We start from the raw sequence: 23,766 nt of genomic DNA, 5'->3' as shown, positions 1-23,766 counted from the left end.
GTCGCCAAAAGCTCGAAAGCGGGACACTTAATGTCCAGAACCGGCTATTCACGCGTCTTGCTTAAGGTCTCCGGCGAAGCCCTCGCCGGAGACCAGTCATATGGAATAGAGCCCGAATTCCTCAATTCCATCGCCCGCCAGATCGTCGATCTGACCCGGTCAGGCATGCAAGTCGCCATCGTCATCGGTGGCGGTAATATCTTCAGGGGCATGGCCGTCGCCGCCAGGGGTGGCGATCGGGTTATCGGCGACCACATGGGTATGCTGGGAACTGTCATCAATTCCCTTGCCCTGGGCGATGCCATCCGCAGGGCAGGGGGGCGGTCGCACGTCTTTTCATCGGTTTCCATGCCCTCGATTTGCGATACGTTCACCCAACGTGCCGCTATTGCCGCGCTTGAAGGCGGCGCCACGGTGATCTGTGCCGGTGGTACTGGCAACCCCTTCTTCACCACCGACACCGCCGCCGCACTCAAGGCCATTGAGTTGCGCTGCGACGTGCTCTTGAAGGGCACCAAGGTCGATGGTGTTTATTCCGCCGATCCGGAAAAAGATCCGTCCGCCACGAGATTTGACGCCATCTCCCATGAAGAGGTGATCGCCCAGGACCTGAGGGTCATGGACACCGCGGCATTTGCTCTTGCACGCGACAATGGCTTGCCGATAATCGTCTATGCCTTGTCGGACAAGGAAGGTCTGGTGGGCGTCCTCGATGGGCGAACTCCGAGTACGCGCGTTGGCTGACGCCGCGCGCTTTGATTTAAAAATGACATGATCGCTTGACCGATTGGTCAGGTGATAGCGGGCGGTAGCGCCCAGCAGACGACCGGGAGAAGACTTGATGTCCGAAGCGTTCTCACTCGAAAACCTCCGCACGAGGATGAAAAAGTCCATTGAATCGATGAAGGGCGACCTCGCCGGCCTGCGCACCGGGCGCGCCAGTGCCAGTCTTCTCGAACCGATCATGGTCGATGCCTACGGCTCGTTGATGCCGCTCAACCAGGTTGCCACTGTTTCTGTGCCCGAGCCTCGGATGCTCTCAGTTCAGGTCTGGGACCGCTCGATGTCCTCAGCAGTTGAAAAGGCAATCCGGGAATCGTCGCTCGGCCTCAATCCGATGGCCGAGGGCCAGATCATCCGTGTACCACTGCCTGAACTCAACGAAGAGCGTCGCCGCGAACTGTCCAAGGTTGCCCATCAATATGCCGAGCAGGCGCGCGTGGCCGTTCGTCACGTACGCCGCGACGGTATCGAGCTGCTGCGCAAGCTCGAAAAGGATGGTGATATGGGCCAAGACGAAGCACGCTCGGAAACCGACAGGGTTCAGAAGGCGACCGACGATGCCATTGCTGAGATCGATCAGCTCGTGGCCGCCAAGGAACAGGAAATCATGCACGTTTAGGCGGGCGCCGGCTTGGCTCCGGTCTGAGGAAACCGATGTCTACACATCCGGCGACAGTATCGATAGAGCCACAGCGCGATCTCAAGATCCCGCGCCATATCGGCGTGATCATGGACGGCAATGGCCGCTGGGCGAAACAGCGCGGCCTGGGGCGCTCCGAAGGCCACCGGGCAGGTGTTGAGGCCGTGCGCCGCATCGTGGCTCTGGCCATCGATTATGGTGTCCAATGCTTGACGCTCTTTTCGTTCTCGGCCGAAAACTGGCGTCGCCCACCTGACGAAGTGCGTTTCATCTTCGGCCTCTTGCGGCGGTTCGTTACCTCCGACCTCGAAAAACTCCACGCCCAGAATGTGCGCATCCGCATCATCGGCGATCGCGAAGGGCTGGAACGCGGCCTGCGCGGCATTATCGAAGACGTGGAAAACCGTACGGCCGGGAATACTGGCCTCGACCTGATTATCGCCTTTAACTACGGCGCCAAAACCGAGATTGTGACGGCCACAAGGGCCATTGCGCGCAAGGTCGCCGCAGGCGAGCTCAAGGCCGAGGAAATCGACGAGGCGACCATAGCCCGTCATCTCGATACCTCCGGACTCCCCGATCCTGACCTCATCCTGCGCACCAGCGGCGAAATGAGGCTTTCCAATTTCCTGCTTTGGCAATCCGCCTATGCCGAGCTGGTCTTTGTCGAGGAGAACTGGCCCGATTTCGACGAATCGGTTTTCGTCCGTGCGCTCAAGTCCTACACTGAGCGCGACAGGCGATTTGGCGGTATCAGGACGTGACGGAAGAAAAGGGTAGGGCGACGACAGCTTATGCAAAGCTATGGCCGTTTGGACCGGACCTCCTGCCGCGTCTGCTCTCTGCCATCGTCCTCATTCCTCTCACCGCCATTGCCCTGATTGCCGGCTGGATTCCGTTCGCTCTTCTCATCGCGCTCGTCATGGCGGGCGCCTATCGCGAATGGGAAGCCATGATTATCGGCCGCCAGTCGGGCTGGCCGGCGGTGTTTTTCATGGGAATGATCGCCATAGCCGCCGTTGCCCATCCAATGAACGGGGCCTGGACCAGTGCCATCGTTTTCGGCGTCGCCATTGTTCTGGCCTTGTTCGTCAAGGCGCCCAACCGGCACTGGCGTATTGGTGGCATTGTGTTTTTTGGCTTCGCCACTGTTGCATTTCTCGCCATTCGCGGCAGTTCGGCCGTTGGCATATGGGCGGGCGTCTTCCTGGTCTCAGTGGTCTGGATGACAGATATCGGCGCCTATTTTATCGGTCGCATCGTCGGAGGGACCAAGCTGTCCCCGGATGTATCGCCCTCCAAGACATGGTCGGGCGCGGCAGGCGGCTTGTGCGTGGGCACATTGAGCGGCATTGCGGTGTGGTTTGTCGCCGGCTGGGTGCTCGATACCCCTTCACCCTTTGCCATAGGGATGTTGATTTCTGTCGTCGTCTCGATTTCCGGCCAGTTGGGTGATCTCGCCGAGAGTGCGGTAAAGCGTCGCTTCGCCGTCAAGGACAGCGGTGACATAATCCCCGGTCACGGGGGCCTGATGGACCGTATCGACAGCCTTACATCGGCTGGTATTGTCCTGTGGGGCATCGGGTTGGCCAATCGCGGCCTCGGCGCGGTACCACAAGGCATTCTGTTCTGGTAAAATGCCGGCGCGACAAATTTGGGTCATAACGCCCCCGCCATGGTTTGTCATGGCATCGCTTCAAAGGGATTTAGATGATCAGTGAACTTCCGTTCTTCCTGAACTACATCATACCCTTCCTGGCCATTCTTACGGTCATCGTCTTCGTCCATGAGATGGGGCACTATCTCGTGGCCCGCTGGAACGGGGTGGCCATCGACGCTTTTTCGATAGGCTTTGGCCCCGAACTGATCGGTTGGAACGACAAGCGTGGCACAAGGTGGCGTATCGCGGCCTTTCCACTGGGTGGCTACGTCAAGTTCACGGGCGACATGAACGCGGCAAGTGTGCCCGATCCGGATACCGGCCGCTACGACCCGGCAATCCGGCCCAATCTGTTTGCCAACAAGTCGGTCTTCCAGCGTATGGCCGTCGTGGTCGCAGGCCCGGCTGCCAACTTTCTTCTCACGTTCCTGATTCTCTACGCCATGCTGCTCGGCTATGGGCGATTGACGCTCGATCCGGTGGTTGGAGACGTGATTGCCGATTCGCCGGCCGCCATGGCGGGTCTGGAGTCGGGAGACCGCTTTTTGTCGGTCGATGGTTACGACATACGTGGCTTTGAAGACGTTCAACGAATAATCTCGACCGCGCCAGAGCGCACCGTTCCCATGATTATAGAACGGGACGGAGATCGTCTGGACCTCTCGCTGGTTCCGCGCACGGAAATCACGACCACCCGTTTCGGGCGCGAGCTCAAGGTGGGCCGGATGGGCGTCACGCGTGACGTGAGCGAGGGCGACATCGTGCTGTACCGCCCAGGGCCATTGGAAGCTGTTGGCATGACGTTCGAGGAAATCTCGTTCATCATCGATCGGACGCTCAACTTTCTTGGCGACATTTTCATAGGCCGCGCCGATCTCGATCAGGTGGCTGGTCCGGTTGGCATGGCGCAGGTTTCGGGCGAGGTCGCCACGCTGGGCCTGTTAGCATTGGTTAACCTTACGGCACTTTTATCGCTAAACATCGGCATAATTAACCTGTTCCCAGTCCCTATGTTGGATGGTGGTCATCTGATGTACTACCTCTACGAGGCTGTGCGCGGCCGTCCCCTGAGCCAGCGCGTTCAGGAAATCGGATATCGCATAGGCTTTGCCCTGGTGTGTACGCTGATGGTTTTCACGCTGATCAACGATCTGGTCTGAAGTCGGGCCAGCGGCAGGCAGCGCGCGGTATCAAGGGGTTAGCAAGTGTTGCATGATTACATGTCTGGCCATCTTTTGGCCGCAGGGCAGGGGGTTTCACCTTGCCCGTCGAGGAAAAACAGGTAAAACCTGTCATCGGAGTATGGGGGAATCCACGTCTTGAGACGATTCCCGGTCCAAGTCTCAAAGGGCAAGCAAGAACAATCATGATGAAATCAGCCAAGCTTTTGCACAGCGTCCTCCTCGCCATGGCGCTTTTCACCTTTGCGCCTTTTATCGGAAGTGCCGCGCTGGTTCTGAGTGTTTCGCCTGCGCAGGCCCAGGTGGCTGAGGGGACCGAGGTCTCGGCGATCGGGTTCGACGGCAACAGCCGATTTAATGACAACCAGCTTTCCGCAATGGTGGATGTGGCCGCGCGCCGGGTTTACACTCAGGCTGGCATTGCCAACGACATCCAGACAATCCAGTCCGCCTATACCCAGGCCGGCTATTCCAATGTAACGGTGACCTCAAGCACCGAGCCGACCACTGATGGCCGGGTCCGCGTCTTCTTCCAGGTCAATGAGGGTGATCGCGCAGGCATTGCCGCGATCAACTTTACCGGCAATAATTCCATCAGCTCGATGGTGCTCAAGGGCGTTGTCACCACCAAGGAAACCCACATTTTCAGCTGGCTGTTCCGCGACGATCTCTACAGTGAGGACCGCCTTGCCGTCGACCGTGAGCGCGTTCGGCTCTACTACGCCAATCGCGGCTTCCCCGATGCGCGCGTTTTGTCCTCGGTCGCCGAGTTCGACGCCACCCGCAACGCCTATTTCATCAACTTTACCGTCGATGAAGGCCAGCGCTATGATTTTGGGAACATCGCCATTGAAACCTCGATTTCGGGCCTTGATGCGGACGCCCTGCGTGGCGGGATCAGCACCGGTTCGGGCAGCCGCTATTCCCTTTCGGATCTCAGCGAATCCACCTCAGAGCTTGCGTTGCGCGCGACCAATCAGGGCTATCCTTTTGCCGAAGTTCGCCCACGCATCGATCGTGACATCAACAGCAATACCTTCAATGTGACCTATCTGGTCGATGAAGGTCCGCGTGTTTATGTCGAGCGCATCAACATCACCGGCAATACAAAGACCCGCGACTATGTCATCCGCCGCGAGTTCGACTTCGCCGAGGGCGATCCGTTCAACCGGGCGCTGGTGACCAAGGGGCGTGCCGATATCGAATCCCTGGGCTTTTTCTCCTCGGTGCAGGTCACATCCGCGCCGGGCAGTTCCCCGGACCGCGTCATTTTGAATGTGGCGGTCGTCGAGCGCAGCACCGGCGATTACGGTGTTGGTGCCGGCTACTCTACGCGTGACGGCATTTTTGGTGAAATATCGCTGACAGAACGCAACTTCCTTGGTCGCGGCCAGTATCTGCGCATCGCCCTTGGCCGTTCTGAAAATGGCGAGACCTATGACTTCAGCTTCACCGAGCCACGCTTCATGGGGCTGCGCATATCCGCTGGCGTCGATGCCTATCGGCGCGTAACGGTCGAGGGGTCCACCTTCTCGTATGGAACCGAAACCACAGGTGCCCAGCTCCGCTTCGGCCTTCCGGTCGCTCAGGATCTGACGCTCACCACGCGTCTCGGCCTCGAACAGGTGACATTTACCGATGATGAAGCGCCCGCGGCACCCGCCTATATCGGCGGAACCCGTGACCGCCTGACTGTCGGCTACACGCTGACCTACGACACGCTCGACGACCAGCAGCGTCCGACAGAAGGCATGATTTTGTCCTTCTCGCAGGATTACACGACTCTCACTGCCGACTTCCTGAAGACCGAAGTCAGAGCGCGCGTATACTATCCGATCTGGGAAGAAATGGGCGTGGTCGGCAGCTTGCGTGGCCAGGCCGGCACGATCACCGATATCGGTGGCAGCGGCATCCACCCCACTGATACCTTCCAGCTCGGGCCGAACCTTGTCCGTGGCTATCGCTTCGGTGGAATGGGTGCTCGTGCAGCCGGAACCGGCGACGCGCTTGGTGTACTCTCTTACGCTGGACTGTCCGCCGAAATCGACTTCCCGCTGCCCTTCCTGCCCGAAAACTGGGGCCTGCGCGGTGCGGTTTGGGGTGATGTCGGCTGGATAGACGGCATTCCGGCTGGTGGATATGAAACGGCCGACGGTATCGGCAACCCGCTCAAATCCTCGGTCGGCGGTTCGCTGATCTGGGAATCGCCGCTGGGTCCGCTGCGGGGTGATTTCGCCCATGTGATCGAACCCGACACCTTCGATCGCACCCAGGTGTTCCAGCTGACGCTTTCGACACTGTTCTAATCGTCCGCTCTTATTGAAAAAACGGAAACCGCGGCGTATCAGAGCCGCGGTTTCTTTTTCAGGCGCAGCAATGATCGATCCCCGATTTCACCAGTGCATTGGCCCGCGGCTTTTGTCGGACTTGCTCGTTGCCGCAGGGCACAAAGCGTTGGCGGGCAATCTGGCTTCGAACCCTTTGATCGAAGGCGCCAGCGATCTGGCCGATGCCGGTGCCGCCAACATCTCGTTCGCGGCCAGTAAGTCCTATGCCGATCAATTGGCCCGCAGCCGTGCAGGGGCCGTGCTGGCCACCGCTGATCTTGCCGCTTCCGTCGCCGACCATGCGACAGCAATATTCTGCGAAAAGCCCTACGATGTCTTCGTCGACATCCTCAATGTGTTCTATCCCGACGATGGCGCGGCGGTTATTCGCGCCTCGACACACACCGATCCTGCCCCACTGATTGAGCCCGGCGTGACACTAGGTGCCAACGTCAGTGTCGGGCCGGGCGCGCAAATCGGTTCGGGCACCGTCATTGGTGCCAACACCACCATCGGCGCGGGCGTCACCATCGGGCGCGATTGCGTCATCGGCTCCAATGTTTCGATCGAATGCGCCTATCTGGGCAATGAAGTTGTCATCCAGCCCGGTGTCGTCATCGGCGCAGAAGGTTTCGGCTTCCAGTTGCGCTCCGACCGGCATCGCAAGATACCACAACTGGGCCGCGTCATCATTCAGGACCGCGTCGAGCTCGGAGCCAACACAACCGTCGACCGCGGCACTCTGGGCGATACGGTCATAGGTGAGGGCACCAAGATCGACAATCTCGTTCAGGTGGGCCACAACTGCCGTATCGGTCGCAATTGCGTCATTTCGGGCATGTGTGGGTTGTCGGGGTCAACGATCCTGGAAGATGGCGTCGTCATGGGGGGCGGCGCCGGCACGGCGGGGCATCTGCGGCTGGGCGCCAACACGCTTGTTCTGGCACGTTCAGGCGTTACCCACAGCTTTCCGGCCGGCTCCAATATTGCCGGGGCGCCTGCCCAGGATGTAAAGATGTGGAAGCGAGAAATCGTAGCGGTAAGACGGTTGTCAAAAGGGGATAAGACTTGAGTACCCTCAGTCCTGATACGGCCAAGCAGGCCACTGAACTCTCCACAATGGAGATTGATGCCGTCCTGAACGCGCTTCCGCATCGCTATCCATTTCTGATGATCGACCGCATCATAGAAATCGACGGCGACAATTCGGCCATCGGCATCAAGAACGTGACCTTCAACGAGCCTCAGTTCCAAGGCCATTTTCCCGGCGAACCCATTTTTCCCGGTGTGTTGATCATCGAGGGCATGGCCCAGACGGCCGGCGCCATCGTCATCAATCTCGAGAACAAGTCCGGTGACAGGCACATCGTCTATCTTTTGACGATCGACGCGGTGAAGTTCCGCAAGCCGGCCAAGCCTGGCGACAAGCTTGAATATCACATAAAAAAAATCCACCGCCGCAAGACTGTCGGGCGTTATGAAGCAAAGGCCATCGTGAACGGTGTCGTCGTCGCAGAAGCCGAAATCGGCGCGATGATCGTCAAGGAACAAGCGTGACTGCATCCATCCATCCCACAGCCATCGTCAGCGAAAGCGCGACGTTGGGCGAAAACGTGCAAGTTGGCCCCTATTGCATCGTGGGGGGTGACGTCACCCTTGGGGATGGCGCAAGGCTCGTGTCCCACGTTTCCATCGACGGCCGCACCGAGGTTGGCGCCCGAACGACGATTTACCCCTTCTCGTCCATCGGCCATCCGCCGCAGGACCTCAAATTTGAAGGTGAGCCAAGCACGGTATCGATCGGCAGCGACTGCGTGTTGCGCGAATACGTGACCATCAATCCCGGCACCGCCGGCGGCGGGATGGAAACGCGGGTCGGCAACAATTGCCTGCTCATGGTCGGCGTTCACATCGCCCATGATTGCCGCGTGGGCAACCATGTGGTCATGGCCAATCAGGCCTCCCTGGCCGGCCATTGCGTAGTCGATGATTACGTCCGGTTCGGCGGCATTTGCGGTGTTCATCAGTTCGTGCGCATCGGCGCGCACGCTTTTGTCGGCGCCATGTCGTTTGTCGAAAACGACGTCATCCCCTACGGCTCGGTGCTTGGCAATCGCGCCTATCTCGGCGGCCTGAACCTTGTTGGCCTCAAGCGGCGCAAGTTCGACCGTGAGTCCATCCATGCGCTACGGGCCGCCTATCGCATGATCTTTTCGAGCGAGGGTACGCTGCGTGAGCGTATTGAGGACGCCGCCGAAATCTTCGAGGGCGAAGCGCTCGTCGAAGAAGTCATTGAGTTCATAAGAAAGCCGTCCGAGCGCGCGCTCTGCATGCCACGCAACGGCACGCCAGCCGAACAATGACCGTCCCGGGCCGATTGGCGCTCGTCGCCGGATCGGGCGACCTTGTGCCTCAGGCCATTGCCGCCGCTCGCGACGCCGGGTGGGAAGTTCGCGTGCTCACGCTCCAGCCGCGCCCCGATCTGGAGGCCGAGCATCCCTTCCAGATCAAAGTGTCCCGCCCAGATCAGGTGCTGCGCGAAATCCGCCGATTCAAGGCCACTCACGTTTGCGCCGTGGGCGGCATGCACATGTCGGACAAGGAGCGCGAGACTTTCGCCGAATTTGCTGGCGACAAGGACGCCGCCGCCAAAGGCGACAGCAAGCTGTCGCAGCTCGGGGCAGCCCTTCTCAAGATATTGGGCCTACCCTTCATCGGCGTGCACGAAATCGTTTCCGATCTTCTCGCACCGCAAGGGCAAATCGGCGCTGTCCATGCCGATGACGCGTTGATCCGCACAGCCGAATTTGCCTTTGCCGCCGCACGTAAGGCCGGTTCCCTCGATCTTGGCCAGGCGCTCGTCGCTGCCGGCGCCCGGATCATTGCCACCGAAGACATCGGTGGTACCGACGAACTGCTCACGCGGTGTGCCGCCTATCGCGAACGCGGCCTTATCGGAAACGGGCGCGGTCGTCTGGTGCTGGCCAAAACCTCAAAGCCCGGGCAGCCCCTGCACGTCGATCTTCCCGCTATCGGCAAAAACACCGTCGCACTGGCTCAAAACGCCGGCATCGAGGCCATTGTCGTTGAGACCGGGCGCACCTTGTTAATTGGTCGCGGCGAGCTCATTTCAGCCGCCAATGCCGCCGATATCGCGCTTGTCGGCATTGCTGCCCAAGATGACTAGCGTTTTTGTACTCGCTGGCGAGGCGTCAGGCGATCGCATTGGTGCCAATCTGATAGCCGGCCTGCGCCGTTCTCGCCCCGATCTTTCCATATCCGGGGTCGGTGGCGATGCCATGGAAGGCGAGGGGCTCTCCTCGCTGTTTCCAATCGACGATCTTGCGGTCATGGGCTATCGCGACGTTATCGTGCGGCTTCCGCTCTTGCTGTGGCGGGCGCGCCAGGTCGTCTCCGCCGTAATGCGGCAACAACCGGGCGTCGTCGTCCTCATAGATGCGCAAGTCTTCTCCAAGGTCGTCGCCAGATCACTGCGCAAACGAGGCTATGGCGGCGCCATCATTCTTTATGTCGCCCCGGCCGTCTGGGCGTGGGGCGCCGGGCGGGCCCGAAAGTTGGCGGGCATCTTTGATGAGGTGCTCAGTGTCCTTCCCTTCGAGCCCGGGGCCATGCGGAGCCTTGGTGGTCCGCAAACCGCCTATGTCGGACACCCCGCGCTTGAAAGATATCCCATGCGTCCGGCCCAACCTGCCTCCGGTCCCATATTGCTGCTCCCGGGCAGCCGTAGGGGCGAAATCACTCGCCATCTTCCCATGATGGCTGAAGTGGCGCAACGCTTGTCGGCTCACCCTTCCGTCACTGGTTTCATCATTCTCTCCACACGGTCGCAGGCGGCCCGCATTTCGCGCATGGTGGCCCAATGGCCGATCCCGGTGTCGGTGGTTGTGACCGCGCTGGATCGCCAGTCCGCAATCGAACAGGCCATCGCTGCTGTTGCCGTCAGCGGCACCGTTACACTCGAGCTTGCGCTTGCCGGAGTCCCCCACATCCTGACCTATGTGGCCGAAGGCGCCCAGGTGCGCATGTTCAAAAGGGCAACGACGCGCTTTATCGGCTTGCCCAATATCATCGCAGAAAAAGAGGTGATCCCGGAAGTCCTGTTCGCTCACAAGGGCGAGCCGGGAAAACTGGCTGACGCCGCCTTTGCTCTGGTCGACGCGCCAAATGAGTTGGCTTCCCAAGCAGAAGAGTTCCGCCAGATCCGCACTCTCATGGAAAAAGGGGCACCGGAAGCGCCCCTTCAAGATCCTGTCGAAAGAATTCTGGCCCGTATCTAGCGGGCAGAGATATCCACGTAATCGCGCTTGGTCGCGCCGTTATAGAGCTGGCGCGGACGGCCGATCTTTTTCTGCGGGTCGCCGATCATTTCCTTCCACTGGGCAATCCAGCCCACGGTGCGCGAAAGCGCGAAGATTGCAGTGAACATGGAGGTCGGGAAGCCGATCGCATCGAGAATGATACCCGAATAGAAATCCACATTCGGATAGAGCTTACGCTCGACGAAATAGGGGTCCTCCAGAGCGATCTTTTCGAGTTCCTGGGCAACCTGCAGCGTCGGGTTGTTTTCAACACCCAGCAAGTCGAGAACCTCACGCGCCGATTCCTGCATTACGGCAGCCCGCGGATCGTAATTCTTGTAAACCCGGTGCCCGAAGCCCATTAGGCGGAACGGATCGTTCTTGTCCTTGGCCCGCGCGATGAATTCAGGGATGCGGTCAACCGTTCCGATCTGGCGCAGCATGTTGAGCGCAGCTTCGTTCGCCCCGCCATGCGCCGGGCCCCATAGGCACGCCACACCCGCAGCAATACACGCAAACGGATTTGCATCCGACGAGCCTGACAGACGAACCGTTGAAGTCGAAGCGTTTTGCTCGTGGTCGGCATGAAGCGTAAAAATGCGGTCCATGGCTCTGGCGACCACCGGATCGACCTTGTATTCCTCGGCCGGCACGGCAAAGCACATGTGCAGGAAGTTTGAGGCGTAGTCGAGATCGTTACGCGGATAGACAAAGGGCTGGCCCACCGAATATTTGTAGGCCATAGCCACAATCGTCGGCAGCTTGGCGATCATCCGGATCGAAGCGATTTCACGCTGCTCGGGGTCCGAGATGTCTGTGGAGTCGTGGTAGAACGCCGCCATCGCACCAACGACGCCGGTTACGATTGCCATCGGATGCGCGTCGCGGCGGAACCCGCGATAAAAATAGTGCATCTGTTCGTGCACCATCGTGTGACGTGTCACCCGGTTCTCGAAGTCCCGTAGATCGGCTTTCGATGGCAACTCGCCATAGAGCAACAGATAACAGACTTCGATATACGAGCTGTTATCCGCAAGCTGGTCGATCGGATAGCCGCGATAGAGGAGTTCGCCCTTGTCGCCATCGATATACGTGATGGCGCTGTCGCAGGCTGCTGTCGACGTGAACCCGGGATCGTAGGTAAACAGCCCGGTCTGGGCGTACAGCGAGCGAATGTCGATGACATCGGGCCCAACCGTGCCGCTGAGCACCGGGAACTCATAGGTCTCATCGCCCAGAGTAAGTTTTGCCGATTGTTCGCTCATTCATGTGCCTCCCGGGTTTCGGCCCAGATATGCCGCAAGCACCAGGCTCGCCCGCTCTGAGCACGCACAATGACGTCTTTGAAAAATGCTTCGCTTGGGTATCCGAAATTGTCACACCATGCAACTACGTCAAGGATCTTGACGTATAGGTAAATATAGATCGCAATTCAGAAAACAGCGAGGATGGCGCTAGGAATGAACCCCGGTGCCAACGCCCACTACATCTGAAAGCCGGGCCAAGCTCTCTTCGCGCCCAATCAATACCATGACCTCGAAAATGCCCGGCGAAATTGTTCGCCCCGTAAGGGCGGCCCGCAAGGGTTGGGCAACCTTGCCCAGCTTCAACCCCACTGTCTCTGCATAGGTCCGCACGGTCCCATCCAGACTTTCGACGGACCAGCCATCGAGGGACGAAAACGCGGTCGTCAGCGCTGCCAGATGCGCAACGCTCTCTTCATTGAGCAGTGCTGCCGCCTTTTCTTCGATAGGAAGCGGCCGTTCCGCATAGATGAACTGCGCCAGGTCGATCAGCTCCAGTACGGTCTTGGCACGCGGTTGAAGCTCTGGAATGGCAGCAAGCACGGTGTCCTTGTTGGAAACCAGCCCGGCATAGTCCGCATTTCGCCCGGTTTCCGATGCCGTCTCAACCATCACATCGTAGAGCCGGGCAGGGTCGGTCGAGCGGATATAGTGGCCGTTTAGATTGTCGAGCTTGACGAAATCGAAGCGTGAAGCGCCCTTGTTAAGGGCCTCGAGCGAGAACCACTCGACCATCTGGTCGGTCGAAAATATCTCGTCATCGCCATGCGCCCAGCCCAGGCGGGCAAGATAATTGCGCAACGCTTCGGGCAGGTATCCCATTTGCCGATAGGTTTCGACCCCCATGGCGCCATGCCGCTTGGAAAGCTTTGCGCCATCCGGCCCGTGGATCAGCGGAATATGCGCCATTTCCGGGATATCCCAGCCCATGGCCCGATAAATCACGATCTGCCGGGCGGCATTGGTCAGATGATCGTCGCCCCGGATGATATGGGTAACGCCCATGTCGTGATCGTCAACTACCACGGCGTGCATATAGGTGGGTGTTCCATCAGAGCGCAGGATGATGAAATCGTCGAGGTTTTCAGCCTTGAAGACCACATCGCCCTGCACCCGGTCCTTGACCACGATGTCACCGGACTGTGGGGCCTTGATCCGTACGACAGGCTTGACACCCTCAGGCGCTTCTGATGCATCGCGGTCGCGCCAGCGCCCGTCATAGCGCGGCGGGCGGCCTTCGGCGCGCGCCTTGTCGCGCATCTCGGTCAATTCCTGAGGCGTGCAATAACACTTGTAGGCATTACCGCTTTCGAGCAGTTCTAACGCAATCTCGGCGTGCCGGTCTGCCCGCACGAACTGGCTGATCGGGGTCCCGTCCCAATCGAGGCCAAGCCAGCTCATGCCGTCCAGAATGGCCGCCACGGCGGCCTCGGTAGAGCGCTCGCGGTCGGTGTCTTCAATGCGCAGCAGCATCTTTCCACCCATCTTGCGCGCGAACGCCCAGTTGAACAGTGCGGTTCGCGCGCCCCCGATATGCAGGAAACCTGTGGGAGAAGGCGCAAAACGCGTTACGACGGGTTTGGACATAAGGCTTACCGCTTGGAGAAATGTTTGGCCCGTGTGTACCATAGCGCCCAACGAGCGCAAGGGTTGGGGGCGCGCAAGATGGTCGACTTTCCTGTCGCCAAAAATCTTCGGCAGGGACGGGCGGCTGGGCCGCTTGCGTGGCTCGTGGCCCGGATCTCTGCTCTTTGTGCTGGCTTGCGCATGGCGGTCCTCGACGCCGTGACCCAGCGTCGCAACTTCATTCTCTTTCCCTTCTTCATGATCGCTGGGCTCATCGTCTATCGCGTGCTTCCAAGTGAACCGGCGTTTATTGCTCTCGCGACCCTGATCGGTTTCACCTTCGCAACTGCCTGGCTTGGCCGTGATCGTGCCCCGATCCGGGAAATTGCTCTTCTTGCATCGATGTTCGCTCTCGGCATGGTTCTCCTGCCCGTTCATGGTGCGCTGTTCGGTACCCGGATGCTCGAGAGCCCCCGCTATGGCACCTATACGGCGCGCATTGAGGCTGTCACCTACAACGATGGCAGCGAACAACGCTGGGTCCTTTCCGATGTCGCTGGCGAATTGGATTGGACGCTCCCCAATGTTCGCCTGGCCCGCGTCACTGTGCCCGGTGCTTACGATGTTTCCCCCGGCGACACCATAACGGCTCGCATCCGCTTTTATCCGGTTCCGCCGCCCGCCGTCCCGGGCGGCTACGACTCCCAGTTCGTGAGCCATTTTGATGGCATCGGTGCCTATGGAACTGCATTCGGCGATATCGAAATCTCGAAAAGCGGCGCCGGGGGGCTGTCGCGCGCGGTCAAGGACCTTCGCGCCGCCATCACAACGCGTATCGTATCCCAACTGGGCGAACGCATCGGTGGTATCGCTGCGGCGCTCGTCACCGGTGACCAGAGCCGGATCACCGAGGATGACCGCAATCTGATGGCATCGGCCGGCATCGCCCATGTCATTGCCATTTCCGGTCTGCACCTGACGCTGGTGGCGGGCACCATGTTCGCCTGCGTTCGCTTTTTTCTCTCACTGGGCCATGGTGTCACCCAACGCTTCCCCATAAAAAAGATCGCCGCGGGTTTTGGTATTGCCACGGCGCTAGCCTACATGGTGATTTCGGGTATGGTTATCCCGGCGGTGCGCTCGACCATCATGCTCGCGCTCATCTTTGCCGCCATCATTGCCGGGCGGCAGGCACTGACCATGCGCAACGTGGCGATCGCCGGTCTGGCAATCATCGTTTTCGAACCCACCAGCGTCTTCCGCGCTTCTTTTCAGCTCTCCTTTGCCGCCGTCATCGCTTTGATAGCGGCTTACGAATTGGCTCGGCGCAATCGGGAGGACAGGGAACGCCCACAGCGGGGCAGGGCGCTGACCCTGATGCTCGACATTGCTACCACCAGCATCATTGCCGGTCTGGCAACACTGGTCTTTACCGCCTACCACTTCCAGCAGACCGCGCCATTCGGGGTGTTGGGTAACCTTATGGTTATGCCCATCGTGAGCTTTGTGATGATGCCTGCTGCTCTGCTCGGAACCTTGCTGCTCCCTCTTGGCCTCGAGGCCATTCCCTATGCTGGGCTCGGCTGGAGCATCGAGGCTATGCTCTGGTGCGCCGGTTTCGTCCGAAATTTGAGCGGCGGGTTCGACCCGAGTCCCATACTGTCCCCGGTCGCGCTCGGCGTCGCTCTGTTCGCATTGGCATGGCTGGCCTATTTTCGAACCCACATGCGCATAACTGGCCCCATTGTCGCGGTTCCGCTCATCGCTTTTTTCTGTCTCGAGCAGGCGCCCGACATATTCATTGCCGATCAAAGCCAGGCATTGGCCGTCCGCAGCGGAGACCGGGTTGCCCTGATCGCCGGCCGCAACAATACCTTTGCCACCACCATCTGGTCAGAACGCTATCTGACGGTTATCGAAGACGCCCACACCGCCACAGGTTGCGACAGTCTGGGCTGCATCCTCTCGACCGAGGAGGGCTATACCGTAGCGCTGGTCAAATCTCGCGACGCGTTTGACGAAGATTGCCGCATCGCCGAGATCGTCATCGCCCGCCTGACTGCGCCGCCCCAATGCGAGACGGCAGCCAAACTGGTTGTCGACGCTTCAGACCTCGCCCGCTATGGCGCTCATATGATCGATTGGAATGGCCCCGATCTGCCGCCAACAATCCGCACCGCCATCGACGGACCGGACCGCCCGTGGCGCATCCAGCTTTAGGGCCTTGAGGACAACAAGGCTAAGTCAAAGAAAATCTAGTAGCGCCGCAGCAATCCCACCAGACGTCCCTGAACCTTCACGCGGTCAGGACCGAAAATCCGGGTTTCGTAAGCCGGGTTGGCCGCCTCCAGCGCCACGGCGTTTCCCTTCTTGCGCAGGCGTTTAAGGGTTGCTTCCTCGTCATCGACCAGCGCGACAACGATCTCACCATTTCCGGCAGCATCCTGCTTGCGAATCAAGACAGTATCGCCGTCGAAAATCCCGGCATCGATCATCGAATCCCCCCGCACTTCGAGTGCGAAATGTTCTCCAGAACCCAGCATTTCGGGTGGAACCGCAATGGAATGAGAGTGAGTCTGGATCGCCTCGATCGGCACACCCGCCGCAATGCGCCCCATCACCGGAATGGCCACCGATCCGCCATTGTCCTGGCGGGGCGCCACGGTCTTGGCTGGCACCTTGCCCAGCGTACCCTCGATCACCGAAGGTTCAAACCGCGCCTTACGCCCGCCCAGCGACGGATTCATCGAATCCGGCAGCTTAACGACTTCGAGCGCTCGAGCCCGGTTGGGCAAACGGCGGATAAAGCCACGCTCTTCCAGCGCCGTGATGAGCCGGTGGATGCCCGACTTCGATTTCAGATCCAGCGCTTCCTTCATTTCGTCGAACGAGGGCGGAATGCCGCTCTCTTTCATCCGCTCATGGATGAACATCAGAAGTTCGTGCTGTTTACGCGTCAACATTGGCGGATCCCTCGGCGGCGTCGAATCGGAACAAATATTGAACTTTTATACATGTTCCGTAAATGTTCCGCAAGCGTCCACTGTAATCACGGCTCTAGCAGCGCCTCTCGATTGCCGGCCGGTGCGTTCTATTGATCGCTCAACCGCACCGCATATTCGTTCGAGAGCATGTCGAGTATACGCTTGCGGACCGCCGGATCGATCGTCGTCCCTTCGATAAACAGGGCTTCCGCCGCGCGATCGGTGACCTGCTCATAGGCCCCCAGAACGCTTGAAACTTCGGCGCGATACTGGGGGTCGGCAAAGATATCACGCCAGGCTTGGCGCCATGTCTCGACGATTTCCGGCGGCGTGCCGCCCGGTAGAATCACCATCTTCTGAGCGGCAAATCCGGCGATATTGAAAGCGCGATAGGCCTCATAGTCGGGCCCGGAAGGCGGCTCGCCGTGTAACATCTCATACACTTCTTCGACGATGGGCAGATCGGGAAAGGTCGGATCGCGCTGCATCACACCATTTTCGTCGAGGATGCCCCAACTCATAAGTGGCACGGCGTCGCCGGCCTCGGCCATCGGAACAACGTTGCGCAAGTACGAGGCCGTTGTCTGGTAGTCGATGCTGACTTCGCCTCGTTCCATGGCGATCAGCCCGTCGGCGCGACCGGTGTAGCCGAACACATAGCTGACATCAAAACCAAGTAACCGGAAGGCCAGCATGGGAACGAGGTCGAGCGATGTTGGCCCCTGGCTCGCAAACACCAGGGTCTGGTCGGCAAGCCTGTCGATGTCGTCGGGACCCTCGACCCCCGTTCCGGGCGCGACGTAAACCACCCCTCCGGTCGGTGCTACCATCACCACTTCCCAGTCCTTGTAATCGTAACGCACACGCAGATCGCCCAGCAGGTAGGGAAATTGTGTCGATCCCGAAGTCCCCAGAATGGTCAGCCCGTCCGGCCGGGCACGGCTGGCAAACGTGTTGGGACCACGGGTGCCGCCTCCGCCGGGTTCATTGACGATTTCGATTTCTGGATGACCCGGCAGGTGCCGGCTCAGAAATGGCGCATTGAACCGCGCCCAGGTATCCGATCCGCCGCTCCGGCTAAAGGGAATGATCCACTCGATGGTCTCGCCCTGGAAACTGACCTCGGCGAAGGCCGTGGTCGCGGGAGCCAGAGACAATCCAAATCCCGCGCTCAAGGCCCGTGCCCAACGCAGCAGTCCGCTCATAATCCTCCTCCAATGACAGGCGTGAACCGATGATCCTCCGAGCGCAGGCCGGTCCGGCCAATGTCTAACGCCTCATTGGGCGCGAGGCCACCCCTCACGGAAATTTGCTTGCCAGCCAGGTCCCGGCGGGGTCACATTGTCCAAACAGAAGGGGCTTTGCGCCGCGCGATCCCCGCTGTTGAAAAAATGAACACGGAAGGTAGAGGCGTTTGCGCATCGTTTTGATCGAAGACAACACAATGTTGGCGCGCGCAGTCATTCAGTCATTACAGGACGAAGGGCACGCCGTCGATTGGCTGGCCAATGGCGATGATGGCGCTCAATTTCTGTCAACCGAGGGCGCCGATCTGGCCATTGTCGATATCAACCTTCCCAAACGCAGTGGCCTCGATGTCATTCGCACTCTGGGCACCGAACGCAACGATATTCCCGTGCTTGTGCTGACGGCCCGCGACAGCCTCCATGACCGTATCATCGGACTCGACGCGGGCGCCGATGACTACATGACCAAGCCCTTCGAAATGGCCGAGCTCAATGCGCGCGTGCGCGCCCTGGGGCGCCGCAGGGGCCAGCGTGTGCACAACATTGAGGCCATGGGACAGCTCAGCTACGACAGGCTTTCGCGTCAGCTCGTAGGCCCTGATGGACTGATAGCTCTTCCCCGGCGCGAACTTGCGCTTTGGGAGGTGTTGTTCGACCATGCCGAGCGTGTCGTGCCCAAGGACGCCCTGTGCGACAGCATCTATGGGACAGGTGCCGATATCGACGTCAACGCTGTCGAGTTGCTGGTGTCCCGCCTGCGCCGCAAGATCGAACCGTTCGGCATCACAATAAGGGCTATCCGCGGGCTCGGCTATGTGCTCCGCCCGGTGGCGGTCCAATGAGCGCTGGACCAGTCAGTACACGAAGCCTTCGCGCCCGGCTTTTTGTGCTGCTGGTCGTACCGTTGATCTTTGTTGCCTTGGCCTCGAGCGCCGTGCGCTATTGGTCGGCGCAGAACATGTCCAAAGACCTCTACGACGACACGCTCAAGGTGGTGGCACACGCCGTTGCCCGCGAGGTTGTGCTGACCAAGGGTGACCTTGTTGCCGATGCGCTGCTTGATTCTCTGGTCGGCGCGCTGGGCGATCCGATCTATTATCAGGTTCGCGCCGCCGACGGCCGCTTCGTGACCGGCCACTCCGACGCGCCGGTGCCCTCGGCCAACCTGGTGGTTCCGGGTGGCACACCGGTCTTTTTCGACAGCACATACAACGGTCGACCGGTCCGAGCTGTCATCCTGCGTGAATTCATAGCTGATATCGATTTCGATGGCTGGACCACGGTTCAGGTTTGGCAAACGGTCACCCAACGGCAGGCTCTGTCTCTCTCGCTCGTTGGCCAATCTGTTTTCAATCTCCTGCTTATCGTTGGCTCTGCAGCGGTTCTGTTCTGGTTCGGCATCAATCGGGGTCTGACCCCGCTCACCGATTTGCGAAGCGCCGTGGGATTGCGCTCGGCCAGCGATTTGCGCCCCATCCGCCGCCCTGTGCCCCACGAGGTTGCTCCATTGGTCGAGACCATCAACAGCCTGTTTGCCCGGCTCAAGGACGAACTCGATAGGCGCAACGCCTTTATCGGCAACGCGGCCCATCAATTGCGCAATCCAGTTGCCGCCATTCAGGCCCAGGCCGAGGCCGCCCTCAGCGCGAGCAGCGACCACGGTCGCACGGCCCGTCTGCAGGATTTGGCGCAAGCGGCGCGCCAGCTTTCGCGCATGAGCCATCAATTGCTCAATTTCGACATCGCCAATGAGGGCAGGGGCGACGACCTTCAACCACCATCCGACCTCACCCGGCTGGTCGCCGATGTGGCCCGCCGGCATGTGCCCCGAGCCCTCAAGGCCCATGTCGATATAGAACTTGAATCTGCCACCGAGCCCCTGCCGGTTGCCGGCAACCGCGTTATGCTTGAAGAGGCGATCGACAATCTCATCGACAATGGTCTCAAATATGGCTGTGCCGAAGGCGGACGGCTTTCGCTCGTTGTCGAGCGTGTGGGCAATATGGCCGCCCTAACCGTTTCCGATGATGGTCCCGGTATTCCGCCCGAAGCCAGCGACCGGGTGTTCGACAGATTTGTGCGGCTGTCCGACGACAGCGATGGAGGATGCGGTCTTGGCCTGTCTATCGTCCGGGCCATTGCTCAACGGGCGGGGGGTGATGTTGGTATCATCTCCGTCGAAAGCGGTTGCACGATACGCCTCGAACTGCCCGTAGCCCAATCGCAAAAGGCCGCTCAGGGCCCTGGGAACGGGGCGATGGCGGCCGAATAGTCGCGGGTTTTGTGCCGGACAGCTTTCCGACAGCTTGGTGTTGCATGATGCATTCCAGCAGACATCCGTTGTTTCCGCATTTCCTTGCCATGCCTCGGCAAAGGCCGGAGAAAATCAGGGTGCAACGCTCGGATGGACCGAAGGCCGCTGGGGAGGCGCGGCGTGGGGACGATGCGGAGGTCTGCCCGCGAACTCTATGGGAGGATCCTATATGAAAAATGCACTTCGCTTCGCGCGGGGTTTGGCCGTGTCCGCCGTTATGGCGGCCTCGATTGCCATTGCGCCGGCCTCTGTTCAGGCCCAGGAGGTCGACTTTTCCGGCCAGACAGTTGAATGGTGGATTCCGTTCTCAGAAGGTGGGGGGTCCGACGTCTGGGCGCGCTTTTACGCACCCTATCTGTCCAAGCACCTGCCCGGGCAACCAAACGTGATCGTTCGCAACGTCCCCGGCGGCGGCTCGATCACCGGCGCCAACGAATTCGTCGCACGCGCCGAACCCGATGGACTTTCTCTGCTTGGTACGTCGGGTTCGACCCAGTTCCCGTTCCTGCTCGGCGATAGCCGCGTTCAATATGACTACGCCGAACTTGAGCCCGTTCTGGTTTCCCCGACCGGCGGTGTGGTTTACGTCCCGGCCAGCCTCGGGATTTCCGACGCATCCGAAATGGGCGAGCTCATGGGCACCGAACTGGTTTATGCCAGCCAGGGCGCAACCTCGCTCGATCTCGTTCCGCTTTTGGCCTTTGAAGTGCTGGGCCTCGACGTGCGTCATGTCTTCGGCATGACCGGCCGCGGCGATGGCCGTCTGGCATTCGAGCGTGGCGAAGCCACAATCGATTACCAGACCTCGTCGGCCTACCTCACCAACGTAGTCCCGCTTGTCGAAGCCGGCGACGCTGTTCCGCTCTTTTCCTGGGGCGTGCTCGATTCGGAAGGCAACGTCCAGCGTGACCCGACCTTCCCCGATCTGCCACACTTCCTTGAAGCTTACGAAATGGTTCATGGTGAAATGGGCGCAGCAGGAATCGAACTGCAGGCCTATCTCGCCTTCTTTGGTTCGGGCTTTGCTGCCCAGAAGCCGGCCATGCTTCCCAACGGAACTCCACCTGAGATCGTGGCGGCCTACCGTCAGGCTTTCGTCGACGCCGTCGCAGATCCTGAACTCCAGGCCGCAAAGGTTGAAATCTTGGGTGAATACGACCAGGCCGTCGGTGACGAGGTAGCCGGTGTTTACACCGCTGCGACGACCATCGACCCTGTGGCCCGTGACTGGGTGCGTCAGTTCCTGACAGAGAACTACCAGGTCACTCTCGAATAGGCCGTGTTTTCAGCGGCGCCGCGGCTCAGAGAGCCGCGGCGCCGTCGCTTTCCTGATGCGCGCTTGTCGTGCTCCGCGATAATGCTGCGCCGGCACCCGAACCTGCGTTCGGCAAAACTCACGAGTAACCAATATGCTCGACGTACTTTTTTCAGCGCTCGCTGAACTGCTGACCCCTCACCACATGATGTTTCTGACCCTCGGCGTGCTGCTGGGCCTGGTCATTGGCATTCTGCCCGGCCTTGGCGGCATCGTCGGTTTGTCACTGCTGCTGCCTTTCCTCTACGGCATGGATCAAACCTCGGCACTGGCCATGCTTATCGGCCTCGTCGCCATCATTCCCACCTCCGACACCTTTGCGTCGGTGCTGATGGGCATTCCAGGCTCGACGGCCAGTCAGGCAACCGTTCTCGATGGATTTCCACTCGCCAAGAAGGGGCAGGCTGCCCGCGCGTTGTCGGCGGCGTTCTCGGCTTCGCTCATGGGCGGTCTGTTCGGCGCCCTGATCCTTACCGGCTTTGTTGTTATCGCCCGCCCGCTTATCCTGAGCTTTTCCTCGGCCGAACTGTTCGCCCTCACTCTTTTCGGCCTCTCGATGGTCGGCGTCCTCTCGGGCAACAACCTTGCCAAGGGCGTCGCTGCTGCCGCTTTGGGCCTGGCCTTCGGCGCCGTCGGCGCAGCGCCAGCCACTGGCGAGTATCGCATGGATTTCGGCCTACTCTATCTCTCGACCGGTATTCCGCTGGTGATCGTGGCGCTGGGCCTGTTCGCCGTGCCCGAAATTGTCGACCTGCTGCGCGGTGGCTCCTCGATTGCCAGCAAATCTTCTTCTCTGGGGCAGGGGTGGCGGCAGGGGCTCAAGGACACTTGGACCTACAAATGGCTCGCTCTACGCTGTTCGGGCCTTGGTGCAGTCATCGGCGCCATCCCCGGGCTTGGCGGCTCGGTCGTGGACTGGATCGCCTATGGCCACGTCGTTCAGACCTCTAAGGACCGCTCGCAATACGGCAAGGGTGATATTCGAGGTGTGATCGCGCCGGAATCCGCCAACAATGCCAAGGAAGGCGGCGGGCTCATCCCCACGCTTTTGTTTGGCATCCCCGGCTCGGGGTCCATGGCGGTGTTTCTGGCGGGCCTCATCCTCCTCGGCATCCAGCCGGGTCCGGCGATGGCCGACCGCAATCTGGATGTGACCTACACCATCGTGTGGTCGCTGGCCCTGGCCAATGTGATCGGCACACTGCTCTGCATCGTCGCCGCACCTGGTATCGCGCGCCTGACCACCATCCGCTACACGCTCATCGCGCCGTTCATGATCATGGTCATAACGTTTGCGTCCTTTCAGGCTACCCGGTCTCTCAACGACCTTGTTGCTCTGCTGATCGTGGGTGCCATTGGCGTTCTTCTCAAGCGCTTCGGCTGGCCGCGTCCAGGCTTCCTGATCGGTTTCGTTCTTGCCACCCAGGCCGAACGATATCTTTATCAGGCAGTCCAGTTCTCGGGTTGGGGTTTTCTCACCCGTCCGCTGGTTATCGGTATCATCGTGCTCACGGTGGTGTCGGTCTGGCTCGGCGCCCGCACCCGGCCGGGCGAAGAGGCGGCAAAGGTCAGCACCGAAGGTACGACCGAACTCGCTCAGGCGGGCCAGTTATGGCCTCAGATACTGTTCGGGGTTGCAGTTCTTGCTGGCTTTGCCTTCGTGTTCTGGGAATCGTTCGGCCTGTCACAGCTTGGCGGCATCTTTCCCACATGGGTCGCCGTCGTCGGGATCGTGGCAACGCTTGTTGCCATGGTGCCGCTACTGACGGGCAAGACGGAATCCACTGCCAATTTCGATACCGAGGTCACCCCGCGTGAACACGATGTCAGGGGCGGTGCATGGGCCATGTTGGGCTGGCTTGCCGCCTTTGTTGCCGCCGTCGCCATTGCCGGCTATTTCGCGGCGCTGCTGGTGTTCTTTGTGGTCTTCCTTAGGACGATGGCCAAGGCCAGCTGGCTCAAGACCATTCTTCTAACGCTCGCCGCAGCGATCTTCATGATGGTTCTGGCCCGCTCACTGAACCTCGTCATGCCGGCCGGGTTCCTGCAGGGCCAGTTCCGCTTTCCCTGGCCGTTCCGCTAACGCCAAAGGGGCGGGGGAGTGCACGAGGCACCTCCCGCCCGTT

The 23,766-nt window shown here is 60.1% G+C and carries 20 protein-coding genes; 16 read left to right on the top strand and 4 right to left on the bottom strand.

The window, feature by feature from the left end; translation table 11 throughout:
* Positions 1–30: 30 nt before the first annotated feature.
* From pyrH to V6617_RS10630, 11 genes are all read left to right on the top strand, one after another.
* Positions 31–744: a UMP kinase gene (pyrH, locus tag V6617_RS10680; RefSeq protein ID WP_338606967.1), complete on the top strand. Its 714-nt coding sequence runs from the start codon at positions 31–33 to the stop codon at positions 742–744.
* Between the two features lie 97 nt (positions 745–841).
* The gene (gene frr, locus V6617_RS10675) at positions 842–1,402 is read left to right on the top strand and encodes a ribosome recycling factor (protein WP_338606966.1); all 561 of its coding nucleotides are present in this window, start codon (positions 842–844) and stop codon (positions 1,400–1,402) included.
* 35 nt (positions 1,403–1,437) lie between these two features.
* Positions 1,438–2,187 carry an isoprenyl transferase gene (locus V6617_RS10670; RefSeq protein ID WP_338606965.1) on the top strand — a complete coding sequence of 250 codons (750 nt, stop codon included), beginning with the start codon at positions 1,438–1,440 and terminating at the stop codon, positions 2,185–2,187.
* The gene (locus V6617_RS10665) at positions 2,184–3,059 is read left to right on the top strand and encodes a phosphatidate cytidylyltransferase (protein WP_338606964.1); all 876 of its coding nucleotides are present in this window, start codon (positions 2,184–2,186) and stop codon (positions 3,057–3,059) included. Before V6617_RS10670 ends, V6617_RS10665 begins: the two co-directional genes overlap by 4 nt.
* A gap of 74 nt (positions 3,060–3,133) precedes the next feature.
* Complete coding sequence (rseP, locus tag V6617_RS10660) at positions 3,134–4,243, top strand: RIP metalloprotease RseP (protein ID WP_338606963.1); 1,110 nt, start codon at positions 3,134–3,136, stop codon at positions 4,241–4,243.
* 206 nt (positions 4,244–4,449) lie between these two features.
* A complete protein-coding gene (gene bamA, locus V6617_RS10655) occupies positions 4,450–6,570 on the top strand; it encodes an outer membrane protein assembly factor BamA (RefSeq protein WP_338606962.1) in 2,121 nt (706 codons plus the stop codon).
* Positions 6,571–6,640: 70 nt separating this feature from the next.
* Positions 6,641–7,663, top strand: a complete 1,023-nt coding sequence (gene lpxD, locus V6617_RS10650; RefSeq protein ID WP_338606961.1) for a UDP-3-O-(3-hydroxymyristoyl)glucosamine N-acyltransferase — start codon at positions 6,641–6,643, stop codon at positions 7,661–7,663.
* A gap of 47 nt (positions 7,664–7,710) precedes the next feature.
* Complete coding sequence (fabZ, locus tag V6617_RS10645; RefSeq protein ID WP_338610682.1) at positions 7,711–8,148, top strand: 3-hydroxyacyl-ACP dehydratase FabZ; 438 nt, start codon at positions 7,711–7,713, stop codon at positions 8,146–8,148.
* A complete protein-coding gene (gene lpxA, locus V6617_RS10640) occupies positions 8,145–8,954 on the top strand; it encodes an acyl-ACP--UDP-N-acetylglucosamine O-acyltransferase (RefSeq protein ID WP_338606960.1) in 810 nt (269 codons plus the stop codon). Before fabZ ends, lpxA begins: the two co-directional genes overlap by 4 nt.
* The gene (gene lpxI, locus V6617_RS10635; protein ID WP_338606959.1) at positions 8,951–9,778 is read left to right on the top strand and encodes a UDP-2,3-diacylglucosamine diphosphatase LpxI domain-containing protein; all 828 of its coding nucleotides are present in this window, start codon (positions 8,951–8,953) and stop codon (positions 9,776–9,778) included. Before lpxA ends, lpxI begins: the two co-directional genes overlap by 4 nt.
* Entirely contained in the window at positions 9,771–10,889 is a 1,119-nt protein-coding gene (locus V6617_RS10630; RefSeq protein ID WP_338606958.1) for a lipid-A-disaccharide synthase, read from the top strand. The genes lpxI and V6617_RS10630 overlap by 8 nt, the downstream gene beginning before the upstream one ends.
* On the opposite strand, the gene gltA is transcribed toward V6617_RS10630, so the two are convergent.
* Together gltA and gltX are read right to left on the bottom strand one after the other, a co-directional pair.
* Positions 10,886–12,175, bottom strand: a complete 1,290-nt coding sequence (gene gltA, locus V6617_RS10625; RefSeq protein WP_338606957.1) for a citrate synthase — start codon at positions 12,173–12,175, stop codon at positions 10,886–10,888. The genes V6617_RS10630 and gltA overlap by 4 nt on opposite strands.
* A 189-nt stretch (positions 12,176–12,364) precedes the next feature.
* Positions 12,365–13,801, bottom strand: coding sequence for a glutamate--tRNA ligase (gene gltX, locus V6617_RS10620; RefSeq protein WP_338606956.1), 1,437 nt, complete (start codon positions 13,799–13,801; stop codon positions 12,365–12,367).
* 180 nt (positions 13,802–13,981) lie between these two features.
* On the opposite strand from gltX, the gene V6617_RS10615 reads away from it, so the two are divergent.
* The gene (locus V6617_RS10615; RefSeq protein ID WP_338606955.1) at positions 13,982–16,000 is read left to right on the top strand and encodes a ComEC/Rec2 family competence protein; all 2,019 of its coding nucleotides are present in this window, start codon (positions 13,982–13,984) and stop codon (positions 15,998–16,000) included.
* Positions 16,001–16,035: 35 nt separating this feature from the next.
* On the opposite strand, the gene lexA is transcribed toward V6617_RS10615, so the two are convergent.
* Complete coding sequence (gene lexA, locus V6617_RS10610) at positions 16,036–16,743, bottom strand: transcriptional repressor LexA (RefSeq protein ID WP_338606954.1); 708 nt, start codon at positions 16,741–16,743, stop codon at positions 16,036–16,038.
* Positions 16,744–16,871: 128 nt separating this feature from the next.
* Positions 16,872–17,969 (bottom strand): tripartite tricarboxylate transporter substrate-binding protein, encoded by a 1,098-nt coding sequence (locus V6617_RS10605; RefSeq protein WP_338606953.1) that lies wholly within the window; start codon positions 17,967–17,969, stop codon positions 16,872–16,874.
* A gap of 239 nt (positions 17,970–18,208) precedes the next feature.
* Here V6617_RS10605 and V6617_RS10600 point away from each other — a divergent pair, with 239 nt between their 5' ends.
* The 4 genes from V6617_RS10600 (at position 18,209) to V6617_RS10585 (ending at position 23,723) form a co-directional block, all read left to right on the top strand.
* A complete protein-coding gene (locus tag V6617_RS10600; protein ID WP_338606952.1) occupies positions 18,209–18,853 on the top strand; it encodes a response regulator transcription factor in 645 nt (214 codons plus the stop codon).
* Positions 18,850–20,283 (top strand): sensor histidine kinase, encoded by a 1,434-nt coding sequence (locus V6617_RS10595; protein WP_338606951.1) that lies wholly within the window; start codon positions 18,850–18,852, stop codon positions 20,281–20,283. The genes V6617_RS10600 and V6617_RS10595 overlap by 4 nt, the downstream gene beginning before the upstream one ends.
* Positions 20,284–20,494: 211 nt before the next feature.
* Entirely contained in the window at positions 20,495–21,601 is a 1,107-nt protein-coding gene (locus tag V6617_RS10590) for a Bug family tripartite tricarboxylate transporter substrate binding protein (RefSeq protein ID WP_338606950.1), read from the top strand.
* A 133-nt stretch (positions 21,602–21,734) separates the two neighbouring features.
* Positions 21,735–23,723, top strand: coding sequence for a tripartite tricarboxylate transporter permease (locus tag V6617_RS10585; RefSeq protein WP_338606949.1), 1,989 nt, complete (start codon positions 21,735–21,737; stop codon positions 23,721–23,723).
* Positions 23,724–23,766 lie beyond the last annotated feature (43 nt).

The sequence above is a fragment of the Pelagibacterium nitratireducens genome (genome assembly GCF_037044555.1).
Lineage (GTDB): Bacteria > Pseudomonadota > Alphaproteobacteria > Rhizobiales > Devosiaceae > Pelagibacterium > Pelagibacterium nitratireducens.
The sequence above is the reverse complement of the archived record's forward strand: the minus strand, read 5'-3'. Positions and strand labels throughout refer to the sequence as shown.

What these genes read in the sequence shown, in the direction of transcription:
- pyrH (WP_338606967.1), top strand. Translation starts at nt 31, where the DNA reads ATGTCCAGAACCGGCTATTCACGCGTCTTGCTTAAGGTCTCCGGCGAA.
- frr (WP_338606966.1), top strand. Translation starts at nt 842, where the DNA reads ATGTCCGAAGCGTTCTCACTCGAAAACCTCCGCACGAGGATGAAAAAG.
- V6617_RS10670 (WP_338606965.1), top strand. Translation starts at nt 1,438, where the DNA reads ATGTCTACACATCCGGCGACAGTATCGATAGAGCCACAGCGCGATCTC.
- rseP (WP_338606963.1), top strand. Translation starts at nt 3,134, where the DNA reads ATGATCAGTGAACTTCCGTTCTTCCTGAACTACATCATACCCTTCCTG.
- bamA (WP_338606962.1), top strand. Translation starts at nt 4,450, where the DNA reads ATGATGAAATCAGCCAAGCTTTTGCACAGCGTCCTCCTCGCCATGGCG.
- lpxD (WP_338606961.1), top strand. Translation starts at nt 6,641, where the DNA reads ATGATCGATCCCCGATTTCACCAGTGCATTGGCCCGCGGCTTTTGTCG.
- fabZ (WP_338610682.1), top strand. Translation starts at nt 7,711, where the DNA reads ATGGAGATTGATGCCGTCCTGAACGCGCTTCCGCATCGCTATCCATTT.
- lpxI (WP_338606959.1), top strand. Translation starts at nt 8,951, where the DNA reads ATGACCGTCCCGGGCCGATTGGCGCTCGTCGCCGGATCGGGCGACCTT.
- V6617_RS10630 (WP_338606958.1), top strand. Translation starts at nt 9,771, where the DNA reads ATGACTAGCGTTTTTGTACTCGCTGGCGAGGCGTCAGGCGATCGCATT.
- gltA (WP_338606957.1), bottom strand. Translation starts at nt 12,175, where the DNA reads ATGAGCGAACAATCGGCAAAACTTACTCTGGGCGATGAGACCTATGAG.
- gltX (WP_338606956.1), bottom strand. Translation starts at nt 13,801, where the DNA reads ATGTCCAAACCCGTCGTAACGCGTTTTGCGCCTTCTCCCACAGGTTTC.
- V6617_RS10615 (WP_338606955.1), top strand. Translation starts at nt 13,982, where the DNA reads ATGGCGGTCCTCGACGCCGTGACCCAGCGTCGCAACTTCATTCTCTTT.
- lexA (WP_338606954.1), bottom strand. Translation starts at nt 16,743, where the DNA reads ATGTTGACGCGTAAACAGCACGAACTTCTGATGTTCATCCATGAGCGG.
- V6617_RS10605 (WP_338606953.1), bottom strand. Translation starts at nt 17,969, where the DNA reads ATGAGCGGACTGCTGCGTTGGGCACGGGCCTTGAGCGCGGGATTTGGA.
- V6617_RS10600 (WP_338606952.1), top strand. Translation starts at nt 18,209, where the DNA reads ATGTTGGCGCGCGCAGTCATTCAGTCATTACAGGACGAAGGGCACGCC.
- V6617_RS10595 (WP_338606951.1), top strand. Translation starts at nt 18,850, where the DNA reads ATGAGCGCTGGACCAGTCAGTACACGAAGCCTTCGCGCCCGGCTTTTT.
- V6617_RS10590 (WP_338606950.1), top strand. Translation starts at nt 20,495, where the DNA reads ATGAAAAATGCACTTCGCTTCGCGCGGGGTTTGGCCGTGTCCGCCGTT.
- V6617_RS10585 (WP_338606949.1), top strand. Translation starts at nt 21,735, where the DNA reads ATGCTCGACGTACTTTTTTCAGCGCTCGCTGAACTGCTGACCCCTCAC.